Source organism: Glutamicibacter mishrai (genome assembly GCF_012221945.1).
Lineage (GTDB): Bacteria > Actinomycetota > Actinomycetes > Actinomycetales > Micrococcaceae > Glutamicibacter > Glutamicibacter mishrai.
The window spans coordinates 3,508,634-3,520,387 of record NZ_CP032549.1; the positions used below are offsets into that span (position 1 = coordinate 3,508,634).

The 11,754-nt window shown below is 59.9% G+C and carries 11 protein-coding genes; 2 read left to right on the forward strand and 9 right to left on the reverse strand.

From position 1 onward, the window contains the following. Positions 1 to 26: 26 nt before the first annotated feature. Positions 27 to 1,067 carry an alpha/beta hydrolase gene (locus tag D3791_RS16375; protein ID WP_172512831.1) on the forward strand — a complete coding sequence of 347 codons (1,041 nt, stop codon included), beginning with the start codon at positions 27 to 29 and terminating at the stop codon, positions 1,065 to 1,067. 3 nt (positions 1,068 to 1,070) lie between these two features. Here the strand turns inward: D3791_RS16375 and D3791_RS16380 are convergent, their stop codons facing one another. The 7 genes from D3791_RS16380 to D3791_RS16410 all read right to left on the reverse strand — a co-directional run bounded on the left by D3791_RS16380 (position 1,071) and on the right by D3791_RS16410 (position 8,537). Then, entirely contained in the window at positions 1,071 to 1,877 is an 807-nt protein-coding gene (locus tag D3791_RS16380; protein WP_172512832.1) for an isoprenyl transferase, read from the reverse strand. Next, a complete protein-coding gene (gene recO, locus D3791_RS16385; protein ID WP_172512833.1) occupies positions 1,874 to 2,623 on the reverse strand; it encodes a DNA repair protein RecO in 750 nt (249 codons plus the stop codon). The genes D3791_RS16380 and recO overlap by 4 nt, the downstream gene beginning before the upstream one ends. A 143-nt stretch (positions 2,624 to 2,766) precedes the next feature. After that, positions 2,767 to 4,509, reverse strand: coding sequence for a 2-isopropylmalate synthase (gene leuA, locus D3791_RS16390; RefSeq protein ID WP_172512834.1), 1,743 nt, complete (start codon positions 4,507 to 4,509; stop codon positions 2,767 to 2,769). Between the two features lie 283 nt (positions 4,510 to 4,792). Continuing rightward, the gene (gene era / locus D3791_RS16395) at positions 4,793 to 5,755 is read right to left on the reverse strand and encodes a GTPase Era (RefSeq protein WP_022875151.1); all 963 of its coding nucleotides are present in this window, start codon (positions 5,753 to 5,755) and stop codon (positions 4,793 to 4,795) included. Then, positions 5,739 to 7,034: a hemolysin family protein gene (locus D3791_RS16400; RefSeq protein ID WP_022875152.1), complete on the reverse strand. Its 1,296-nt coding sequence runs from the start codon at positions 7,032 to 7,034 to the stop codon at positions 5,739 to 5,741. Before D3791_RS16400 ends, era begins: the two co-directional genes overlap by 17 nt. Positions 7,035 to 7,038: 4 nt before the next feature. Beyond that, positions 7,039 to 7,512, reverse strand: a complete 474-nt coding sequence (gene ybeY / locus D3791_RS16405; RefSeq protein ID WP_172512835.1) for an rRNA maturation RNase YbeY — start codon at positions 7,510 to 7,512, stop codon at positions 7,039 to 7,041. Further along, positions 7,509 to 8,537, reverse strand: coding sequence for a PhoH family protein (locus tag D3791_RS16410; RefSeq protein ID WP_022875154.1), 1,029 nt, complete (start codon positions 8,535 to 8,537; stop codon positions 7,509 to 7,511). The genes ybeY and D3791_RS16410 overlap by 4 nt, the downstream gene beginning before the upstream one ends. Positions 8,538 to 8,947: 410 nt before the next feature. Between D3791_RS16410 and D3791_RS16415 the strand changes: the two genes are divergently transcribed. Next, positions 8,948 to 9,760, forward strand: a complete 813-nt coding sequence (locus D3791_RS16415; protein ID WP_172512836.1) for a GerMN domain-containing protein — start codon at positions 8,948 to 8,950, stop codon at positions 9,758 to 9,760. A gap of 84 nt (positions 9,761 to 9,844) precedes the next feature. Here the strand turns inward: D3791_RS16415 and D3791_RS16420 are convergent, their stop codons facing one another. Together D3791_RS16420 and dnaJ are read right to left on the reverse strand one after the other, a co-directional pair. Continuing rightward, positions 9,845 to 10,618, reverse strand: coding sequence for a 16S rRNA (uracil(1498)-N(3))-methyltransferase (locus D3791_RS16420; RefSeq protein WP_172512837.1), 774 nt, complete (start codon positions 10,616 to 10,618; stop codon positions 9,845 to 9,847). Positions 10,619 to 10,620: 2 nt separating this feature from the next. Beyond that, positions 10,621 to 11,748, reverse strand: a complete 1,128-nt coding sequence (dnaJ, locus tag D3791_RS16425; protein ID WP_172512838.1) for a molecular chaperone DnaJ — start codon at positions 11,746 to 11,748, stop codon at positions 10,621 to 10,623. Positions 11,749 to 11,754 lie beyond the last annotated feature (6 nt).

The window sequence follows — 11,754 nt, forward strand, 5'->3', positions numbered from 1 at the left end:
AACTTGAGATAGGTAGTATTCAACATATGAAGGAGCAGATCATTCTGGGAAGCGACTCGTGGCCTGACTATCTGACTACAACGCCGGCCGGTGAATGGACGCAAGATCTTCTGGGGCCGGGCTTCGAACAGCAAACTTTGGACTTCGGGATGGACGACGAAGGGCCAGCAATCGCGACCCTGGTTCGCTACCGCCCTATAGGATTCCGGAAGAGGCTGGGACGCAAGGCCGAAGGCGTGGTGCTCAGTGTCCATGGGTGGAGCGACTACTTCTATAACCGGGAACTGGCCGCTTTCTGGCACTCACGGGGTTACCACTTCTACGCCATTGACCTGCGCCGGCATGGCAGGAGCCTTCGCGAAGAACACCAACTGCCAGGATATGTTGACGACTTGGCGACCTTCGATCAGGATCTTGACGCTGCGTTGAAGGTCCTCAGAGCGGAGCACCCCCGCCTGCCCGTAGTTGCGCAAGGCCATTCGACAGGCGGACTGATCCTCAGCCTGTGGCTCGCGCGCACGTCCCCGGAAATCAAGGCGCTAGTTCTGAACTCCCCTTGGCTGGAGTTCCAGGGAACAGCATTCTTGCGCATACCCATACATGGGCTCATGGACGCCATTACTCGCACCAATCCGCGCCGTAAACTCATGGGTCCCGAGTTTGACCACTACTGGCAATCCTTGAGCACCCATGCCCATGGGGAATGGGACGTGCACAGGCTCTGGCGGCCGCGATTGGCGTTTCCTAATACTGCTGGCTGGCTCAAGACCATCTTCGAAGGCCATGCCTTGGTAGCGAAAGGACTGGAACTCGACGTGCCGATCCTCGTTATGACTTCGGACAAAACGCGTATCGGCACGAGCTACTCCCCAGAGATGCAGCACTGCGATTCGGTGCTCGACGTGCAGCAAACCCGACTCCGCGCGGGAAAGCTGGGAAGCTTCGTGACCTTGTGCGAAGTCCCCGGAGCCATGCACGATGTCTTCACCTCGGCGGAGCCGGCCAGAGCTACCGCCTACCGCGACCTGGCATTATGGTTGCGCATGATCAGCAGCGCTCGGGCGTAAGGCCTAGGCCTGCGGCTTGTCCACTGCTCCACCATAACGGCGGTCGCGTTTGGCGTACTCCTCCACGGCAGTGAATAAAGTCCGCCGGTCTACGTCGGGCCAGAGCTGGTCGAGGAAGACCATCTCAGCGTAGGCCGACTGCCATAGCAAGAAATTGCTGGTGCGTTGTTCACCACTGGTGCGCAGGAATAGATCAACGTCTGGCAACTCGGGAGCATGCAGATACTTCGCAATGGTTTTCTCCCCCACCGCGTTGGCGCGCAGCTTGCCTGCGGCGACGTCCTTGGCGATGGCACTAACTGCATCGCCGATTTCAGCACGCCCGCCGTAGTTGACGCACATTGTCAGCTGGCAGCCCTGGTTGGCTTCGGTAAGGTCCTCGGCAGCGCGCAATTCGTTGATCACGGACTTCCATAGTTTGGGTTCGCGACCGGACCAGCGAATGCGCACGCCCCATGAGTTCAAGGTATCGCGCTGGCGACGCAGAACATCACGGGAAAAGCCCATGAGGAAGCGAACCTCATCTGGGCTTCGCTTCCAATTCTCAGTGGAGAAGGCATAAACCGACACATATTTGATGCCCATCTCGACGGCTCCTGCCATGACGTCGAGCAGGGCCGCCTCACCGGCGCGGTGGCCTTCGGTGCGAGGCAAGCCGCGCTGGTTGGCCCAGCGTCCGTTGCCATCCATCACAATCGCCACGTGTTCAGGAATGAGTTCACGTGGGATGGAGGGCATTTGGGGATTCGATGGATGAGCGAATGGCGCAACGGGGCCGCGGCGGCCGGTGATCTTCGGAAGTTTCTTCAATTTCTCTCCACGAGACGTAGGGAATTCACTGCACGCTCAAGGTGCCACTGCAAGTAGTTTGCCACGATGTCCGCAGCCTGCTTCCGAGCCCGAGGTCCCGCCTCTGCCGCAACGGCCCAATTGCCTTCAAGCAGCGCTTGCAGGTATTCAATCGTGATCGGGTGCGGCGACAGAGAACCAGATGGCCGGCAATCCGGGCACACGACACCGCCGAGCTGGATGTGCACAGCTTGATGCGGCCCAGGCTTGCCGCAGTTGACGCAATCGGTGAACGAAGGGGCCCAACCTGCTACTGACAGGGCCCGCAAGATATAGGAATCCAAGACGGCACCGGAATCCACGCGTTGCTTGGAGAGTAGGGCGATGGCCCCGTGGAATAGCCGGTATTGCTGCTGGGTAGAGTCGCCTTCGGCTTCGAGAAGTTTTTCAGCAATCTCTGCCATGGCATTGGCCACCGTGTAGCTCGGATAATCGGCCACCAAAAGATGGCCGTAGGAATTTCGAAGTTGCGCCTGGGACACGATATCCAAGTTCCGTCCCATCACCAGCAGGGCTTCAACTTCCATGAACGGTTCAAGGGTTGCGCCCAAGCGTGAGGAAGTGCGGCGGACTCCCTTGGCCACGGCACGAACAATGCCCTTGGGGGTCAGCAGGGTGATGATGCGATCGGCTTCGCCCAGTTTATGGGTGCGCAAAACCAGGCCACGCGTGTGGTAGCTCTTGGAGGCAAAACCCGATCTGGACACGGAGAATATTCTCCCACTATTGCGTTCAAAGTGCGCAATCCGCGCGACGGCGGGTGTCGTGGTGTTTTAAGAAAGCAGTACGCGCTGTGGGGCAGGTCAGGCCTGCCCCACAGCGCGCACGGCTCCGCTGCTTATTGGATTATTCAGGCAGCGTCACGGATGGCACGGTTCACGGCCGAAACAACAGCCTTCAGAGCGGCAATGTTGGTATTGGTATCCATGCCGATGCCCCAGAGGATTCGGTCGCCCACGGCGCATTCCACGAAGGCCGCTGCACTCGCGTTGCCGCCTTCGCTCATCGCGTGCTCGGTGTAATCCAGCACGCGCAGGTCGACGCCGTCATCGTTGAGCATCTTCACCAGAGCCGAGAGCGGGCCGTTGCCCTGGGCGCTGCGTTCGTGGGCTACGCCGTCGATGATCAGCTTGGTGTCCAGTTGGAAGCTGCCGTCTTCAGCGGAAGTGGCCGTCGCAGACGCGATCTCGTAGTAGCCCCATGGCTCCAAGCCGGAATCCTTGGGAGCAGGCAGGTACTCATCCTGGAAGACATTCCAGATGCGCTCCGAGGAGATCTCGCCGCCTTCGGTATCGGTCTTGCGCTGGATCACGCCGGAGAACTCGATCTGCGCGCGGCGTGGCAGGTCCAAGTTGTAGTCGTTCTTCAGCAGGTAGGCGACGCCGCCCTTGCCGGACTGCGAGTTCACGCGGATCACAGCCTCGTAGGAACGGCCGATATCCTTTGGATCAATAGGCAGGTATGGGACAGCCCAGACCAGATCGTTGATGTCCTTGCCCTCGGCACTGGCCTTGGCATCCATCGACTCCAGGCCCTTCTTGATCGCATCCTGATGCGACCCGGAGAAGGCGGTGAAGACCAGGTCGCCGCCGTACGGGCTGCGCTCCGGAACCGGCAGCTGGTTGCAGTATTCGACGGTACGGCGGATGTGGTCCATATCGGAGAAGTCGATCTGTGGATCCACGCCCTGGCCGAACAGGTTCATGCCCAGGGTAACCAGGTCCACGTTGCCGGTACGCTCGCCGTTTCCGAACAGGCAGCCTTCGATGCGGTCGGCACCGGCCAGGTAGCCCAGCTCTGCGGCGGCGACGCCGGTGCCGCGGTCGTTGTGCGGGTGCAGCGAGAGGATGATCGAGTCGCGGTTGGCCAGGTTGCGGTGCATCCATTCGATGGAGTCCGCATAGACGTTAGGGGTGGCCATTTCCACGGTTGCTGGCAGGTTCAAGATCATCTTGTTCTCCGGCGTGGCTTCCAGGACTTCGGCCACGGCTTCGGAGATGCGCTTGGCGAAGGCCAGCTCGGTGCCGGTGTAGGACTCGGGCGAGTACTCGTAGGTGATCTTGGTGCCGGTCATCTGCTCTTCGTACTTCTTGCACAACCGGGCGCCCTGGACCGCGATGTCCACGATGCCGTCTTCGTCCTGGCGGAAGACCACTTCGCGCTGCAGGATCGAGGTCGAGTTGTACAGGTGGACGATAGCCTGCTTGGCGCCTTCCAGCGCCTGGTAGGTGCGCTCGATCAGGTGCTCGCGGGACTGGGTCAGCACCTGGATGGTGACATCTTCAGGGATGCGGTTCTGTTCGATGAGCTGGCGAACGAAGTCGAAGTCGGTCTGGGAAGCCGATGGGAAGCCGACTTCGATTTCCTTGTAGCCCATCTGGACCAGCAGGTCGAACATCTTGTGCTTGCGCTCAGGGCTCATCGGGTCGATCAGCGCCTGGTTGCCGTCGCGCAGGTCGACGGCGCACCAGCGGGGAGCCTTGGTGATGTACTTGTCAGGCCAGGTGCGATCGGGCAGGTTGACTTCGATCTGATCCTGGAATGGAACATACTTGTGGATCGGCATGTTCGAAGATTTTTGCATGTTCTGCATTTCGGTGTGTCCCCTAGACAAAAATAGTGCTTAGTTTGTGGGGCCAGACAAGAGCTACTCCGCGACGAGGGGTCGGCCTGTAGACCACTAACGGTCCTTTGGATCCTCGCAGCGGCTAAGTAGTAGTAGAAGCTCGAAATGCACGACTTGAGCATAACACCGAGGAATCGGCGATGTTCAAACTTATGTCGGCTCCATGTCACATAGTGGACACCGCATTAAAAGCAGGATTCCCCGTGCGCAAGTCCGGAAAATTCGCGCACGGGGAATGGCTGGAAACGGGCTAGAAGCCCAACCGGCCTAGCTGCTTGGGGTCGCGCTGCCAGTCTTTGGCGACCTTGACGTGCAAGTCGAGGTACACCTTGGTGCCCAACAGCTTTTCAATGCCCTTGCGGGCGTTCGAACCGACTTCGCGCAGGCGCGAGCCGCCACGGCCAATCACGATGGCCTTCTGGCTGGAGCGCTCGACAAAGAGCGAAACGTGGATGTCGATCAGCGGGTTGTTCTCGCTGCGGCCTTCGCGTGGGACCATTTCCTCCACCACAACGGCCAGCGAGTGCGGGAGCTCGTCCCGGACGCCTTCCAGCGCGGCTTCGCGAATCAGCTCGGCGACCATCTTGGCCTCCGGCTCATCGGTCAGTTCGCCATCCGGGTACAGCGGCGGGCCCTTGGGCAGCTGCTCCACGAGGACGTTGGCGACTTCCTGGACCTGGAATTCCTTGACTGCGGAAACAGGGACGATGGCGGCGAAACCATTCTCGCCGAAGTTCTGCGTGCCCATTTCGGCGACGGCAATCAGCTGTTGGGCCAATTGTTCGCGGTCCACCAGATCGGCCTTGGTGACCAATGCGACGATCGGCTTGCGCTGCAATTGGGCAAGCTGGGTGGCAATGAACCGGTCGCCCGGGCCGATCTTTTCATTGGCCGGGATGCAGAAGCCGATAGCGTCGACCTCGGACAGGGTTTCTGCCACCAGATCATTCAGGCGCTGGCCCAGCAAAGTGCGCGGGCGGTGCAGGCCCGGGGTGTCCACCAGAATCAGCTGCGCGTCTTCGCGGTGAACGATGCCCCGAATGGTGTGGCGGGTGGTCTGCGGCTTGGCCGAGGTGATAGCCACCTTCTGGCCTACCAGAGCGTTGGTCAGCGTTGACTTGCCGGCATTGGGGCGCCCGACAAAGGAGGTGAATCCGGATCGGAAGTCTTCTGGCCAGCCACTGGCGGCCAGCAGGTTATGGTTTTCGCTCATGAGAGGAATCCTCGTCGTTCTCAATATGGTCGGATGCGTCCGTCTCCAGACGCTCTACATGGATTTTGCCGATTCGATTTCGTCGTCCGGCCAGGGCGACCACGGTCAGCCTCAGGCCGTTGACATCGGCGGTGGACCCGAGCACCGGCACTGACTCCAGCGCCTTGGAGAGCAGTCCGCCAACGGTGTCGACGTCTTCCTCTTCAATGTGCATGTCGAAATGATCGGCGATGTCGTCGATGGCTGCGGTAGCGATCGCAAACAGCGAACCATCAGGGTTCTCGATCAGTTCGGTCCTTGATCGATCATACTCGTCGTCGATCTCGCCGACGATTTCTTCGAGCAGGTCCTCGAGGGTGACAAGGCCCGCGGTTCCGCCGTACTCGTCGATCACCACGGCCAGGTGGATCGATTCCTGCTGAAGTTCTTGCAACAGTTCGGCCGCGGACTTGGATTCAGGCACGAAGCGCACCTTGCGCGCCAGGTCCGAGAGGGTTTCCGCCTGCTGGAGACCGTGGATCTCGCGGATGAGGTCCTTGAGGTAGATGATCCCCTGGATATCGTCGGTGTCCTCGCCGATCAGCGGGATGCGCGAGTATCCGGAAGCGATAAACAGGTCCATGGCGCTGTGCATGCTCTGGTCAGCAGTGAGCACCACCATGTCGGTGCGGGGCACCATCACAGAACGGACGCTGGTTTCCTCGAGGTCGATCACCGAGGAAATCAGTTCTGCGGATTCCTCATCAAGGTCCTGACCTTCTGAAGCGCGGTCCACCAGGTCCCGCAGGCGTTCCTTGCCCAGATACCCTGCTTCGTCGACTCCGCCGGGGCTCAAGGCCTTGGCGATCGAAGCGAGCCAGTTGGTGACCGGGCCGAGCACCACGCGCAGCAAGCGGACCATCGGAGCGGTATTCTGCACAACTCTCTCGGCATTGGACCGGCCGTAGCGTCGCGGCGAAACGCTGACCAGCACGAAGCCGAGGCCGGCCATGGCGATGGTCGAGATCAGCCCGATCAGCCATACATTGTCGATCCACTGGGCTACAAGCAATGCGATGGCTACAGCCGAGGCGGTTTCGAACCAAATTCGCCAGAACTTGATGGCCTGCGCGTGGGTTTCGGTGTCGTCAAGAATCGCCGAGAGCGATTTGCCGTTGGATTCGGCCCGCAGGCGTTCTGCGGCGTGACGGGATAGTGCGTAGAAGGCTGAATCTGCGGCTGTCAGCACGGCGGAAAATGCCATGAAGACGAGGGCGAGAATCAGCAAAAGTATTTCCACGGGGCTATTCCACCGTTTCCTTCGGCGCGGGACGTCCGGTGTAGGACTCGAGCAAACGACGTTGCAAAGTGAACATCTCTTCTTTTTCGTCGGGTTCCATGTGATCAAAACCCATCAGGTGCAGCAGTCCGTGGGTGGTCAGCAACAGGATTTCGTCGTGCGTGCTGTGTCCACCGGCCTTGGCCTGGGCTTCGGCAACGGTTGGGCAGATCACGATATCGCCGAGGATGCCGCCTTCACCCGGAGCGCCGGCGGTGCCTGGGCGCAGCTCATCCATCGGGAAGCTCATCACGTCGGTGGGGCCTTCGAGATCCATCCACTCCACGTGCAGTGCGCTCATGGCATCTTCATCGATGAAGACGACGGACACTTCGGTCCCGGGATGCAAGAACATGGCCCTGAGGACCGAGTCCGCCAGCGCCGAGACGTCTTGGAGGTCAACCTCGTATTCGGTTTCGTTATTTACTTCAATGCTCATTTGCTGCGCCGTCCCCGGTTGTGTTCTTTGCGTCGGGTATCGTCCCAACGGTCGTAAGCAGAGACGATGTCGGCGATCAGTCGATGGCGGACAACGTCGGTTGAATCCAGTCGGCACACCGAGATGTCGTCGATGCCCTCAAGCACCTCGCTGGCCATGCGCAGCCCTGAGGTGGCGTTGCCAGGCAGATCGACCTGGGTGATGTCGCCGGTGACAACCATCTTCGAGCCGAAGCCGAGACGGGTCAGGAACATCTTCATCTGCTCGCTGGTGGTGTTCTGCGCTTCATCGAGAATGACGAAGGCGTCATTAAGCGTGCGACCGCGCATGTAAGCCAGTGGCGCCACTTCGATGGTTCCGGCTTCCAGCAGCTGCGGAATGGTTTCTGGGTTCACCATGTCGTGCAGCGCGTCGTACAGCGGACGCAGGTAAGGATCGATCTTCTCGGTCAAGGAGCCGGGAAGGAATCCGAGCTTCTCCCCCGCTTCGACAGCAGGCCGGGTCAGGATGATCCGGTTGACCTGTTTGTCCTGCAAGGCGGCAACGGCCATGGCCATTGCCAAGAACGTCTTGCCGGTACCTGCAGGCCCGATGCCGAAGGTAATGGTCGACTCTTCGATGGCATCCACATAGCTTTTTTGGTTGACCGTTTTCGGCCGGATGGACCGGCCGCGGCCCGAGAGGATCTTCAGGCCCAGCACATCGGTGGGGGCATCCGGATTTCCGGCGCTGAGCATCTTGATGATCTGCTCGATTGTCTCAGCGCTCATCCGCGACCCACGCAATGCCAGGGATCGCGCCTCTTCGGTGACTCGTTGCGCTTTGCGAACCTGCTGGGGATTTCCCGCGAGTACCAGGGCTTGGCCATTAGGACGGAAATTAACTTGCGGATAGGCGCCAGAGAGGATGCGCAAAAGCTCATCATTCGGGCCCAGGGTAGCAATCATGAGTTCAGCTGTATCAAAACTAATGGTGAGCGATGCAGAATCTAAGTCTGCTTGCGTCTTATTCTGTTCAACCTGCATGCAGTGCTTGGTGCCCCTTTTGTGAGCTTGATGGTGGTGTTACTTTGTCCTTGGTTCCATTCTATCCAGTCAACGAGTTTTCGGGTGGAAATTCAGGCCTCAGCGTAAGTTCAGAACCTGAAAGTAGTCCTAAATGAATCTATTCTCAGCAGGTCGCGAACATATAGATTTGGTTACGGATTAGTACGTGTGGCCATTTTTGGGCAGAATGCGGCAACTCATATGGCAAGCTATGACAGCGGCTCAAAAATGATTTGCGAGCCCTATCCCCAAAAAGATTCACGGATTGGTAAGTAGTGCAGTCAAGGTTCATGCAGAAAATTCCGCGCCGAATAGGCATTGTAGGAATTACTGCTGCTCTCGTCGTCGCTGCAGGCTGTGGCCTGGCGAATCGCGAGAGCTCCTTTGAGATGCCCACGAGCGCCAACGCTGAATCATTGAACCTGCCTAGCGCTACGGACGCTGGCGAACAGATCGGCGTCGCCACCAAGCTTCCGATCTACTGGCTCGAAAATACTGATACGGGAGTCTTCCTGTACCGCGAGTATCTGGACGACACCCGCCACAGCGAACCCATTGGCGACGCCATTTGGACCCTGCTCTCCGCTGATCCCGCTGGACCGAATCGCTACACCCTGCTCAAGCCGGCTGACGAAATCGGTGTATCGATCAGCAACACCAACGTCATCACCCTGGACCTTCCGGCCAAGGTGTTCAGCGCCCACCTCGATGAGGGCCTTTCGGAACGATCTATCCAGCAGCTGGTGTTCACCGCCAGCGCTGCGGCCGCGAGTTCCGGGCTACTTGCGGGAGAATCCTCCCCGACCGTGAAGATCCTGGTCGACGGCCAGCCCAATGCAGATGTCTTCGGCGGCTATCGGATCAAGGACGTCTACGAACGCAACGCCAAGTTCATGGCACCGATCTGGATTATTGATCCGCAGTACGGAACGGTGCTGAAGGAAGGCAAAGTCCGGATCAACGGACGGACCACGAACTTTGATATCGGGACGTTCTATTCCCTGCAGAAAAAGGACGCCGACGGCAAGCTCACAGTGATCACTGCCCAGAAGCAGGTCATCACCGGGAAAATCGAAAAGAGCGGCGCTTTCAGCATCACCGAGCGCCTAACCCCTGGCTCATACAAGCTCACGTTCTGGGGCATGGAATCCGAATCCGAGGCGAAAGTCGGAGAAGTCACTTCAGATTTCACGGTGAAGTAACCACAACTAGGACATTGCCGATCTAATCTGCATACAAGAATTCGCGGGCACCCTTAAACGGGTACCCGCGAATTGCTGGTTAAATCACAGTTCGCCGAGCAGGTGGCGGATCAATACCAGGGCTGCCGGCCCGGCAGTAGAGGCCCTGAGCACGTGCTGTCCGAGCAGTGCGGCCTGAGCGCCGGCTTCTACGAAGGCCTGCAGCTCCGAATCCGAGATTCCGCCTTCCGGCCCCACGATCATTACGACCTTTTGACCTGATTGCGCTGAAGCACGCCACGATGATACGTGCGCGGCGACAGCTTCGGTGGCCTGCTCGTGCAGGACCAGGACCAGTGCGCCGGCTTGGACATCAGCGGCAATGGCCTTGGCCAGCTCCTTGGAATTCGTTGGAGCCAGGACCTCGGGCTCGAAAGCCCGACGGGATTGCTTTTGCGCAGAGCGGACTTGGGCTCGCCACTTGGCCAGGGCCTTTTCAGTCTTAGCCGAGTTCCAGCGCACGATGGAACGGTCAGCCTGCCAGGGCCGGACGGCGAGCACACCGAGCTCGACTGCGGACTCGACAGCCTGCAGATCCCGATCGCCCTTGGACAGAGCCTGCACCAAGGTCACAGGGTGATCGCTGCCGACCTCTTGGGTCCTCTGGATCACCCTCGCGCTGAGCAGGTCCTTGCCCGTGCCCAGAACCTCAACCGTCAGCCGCAGTCCTTGGCCGTCAAGCAAGTCCAGGTGCTCACCGGCGGTGACCCGCTTGACGGTCACCGCATGGTGGGCCTCGGGGCCCGAGAGCTCAAAGGTATCCCCCGGAAGCGAGTTCTGCGCCAGTTCGGGGTCGATGACGAAGCTGTGGTTGCTCATGCTTAGCGCTGGTTCAGCTTGTCGCGCAGCCGGGAGAACATGCCGCCGGAGTGCTCGACTCGGCCAGCGGTCAATTCCTCGCCACGAAGCTTTGCCAGCTGCTCGAGCAGGTCGCGCTGGGCGGCATCAAGCTTGGTCGGGGTCTCCACCTGAAGGTGCACGATGATATCGCCACGCTTGCCGCCACGAAGGCGAGGCACGCCAAGACCTGGCAGGGTCACGGTGTCGCCGTCCTGGGCGCCTGCATCGACATTGATCGGCTGCTCGCCGTCGAAAGTCTCGAGCGTGAGCTCGCAGCCCAGGGCCGCTGCGGTCATCGGCAGGCTCATCTTAGCGTGCAGATCGGTCTGAGCGCGTTCGAAGACCTTGTGGCGGCGCACGTCCACCTCGACGAAGAGGTTGCCATTGGGGCCGCCACCAGGACCGGCTTCACCCTGTCCGCGCAGCTGGATGCGGGTGCCGGAATCAACACCTGCAGGCACGTTCAGCGACTTGGAAACGTGCTCGCGTACGCGGCCTTCGCCGTTGCACTCCAGACAAGGGTCCGGAATGGTGGTGCCGAAACCGCGGCAGGCAGCACAAGTTTCCACGGTCATCATCTGGCCGAGGAAGGAGCGCACTGGGCGCTGCACCTGGCCGGCACCGTGGCAGATGTCGCAGGTTACCGGGCTGGTGCCCTCGCGCGTGCAGGAACCATTGCAGGTCTTGCAGGTGACTGCGGTTTCCATCTCCAGCGGGTACACGGTGCCCTTGACGGCGTCTTCCAGGTCGATGGTGATGGTGATCAGCGCATCGCGGCCTGGCTGGGTGCGCGATGCCGGACCTTGGGCCTGTCCCCCGCCGAAGAACTGTTCGAAGATGTCGCCGAACCCGCCGAAGCCCTGTCCGCCGCCAGCTCCGAATCCTGGGTGGCCGTTGCCGTTTTCGTCGCCGGTGGCATCATAGTTCGAGCGCTTGGTCTGGTCGGAAAGAACCTCGTAAGCGCGGGTCACAAGCTTAAACTGCTCTGCGGCGTCCTCGCTTGGATTCACATCCGGGTGCAGCTTGCGTGCCAGCTTTCGGTAGGCACTCTTGATTTCCTGAGGGGTCGCGTCCTTGGCAATGCCCAAGGTCTCGTAATGCGAGCTCACGTTATT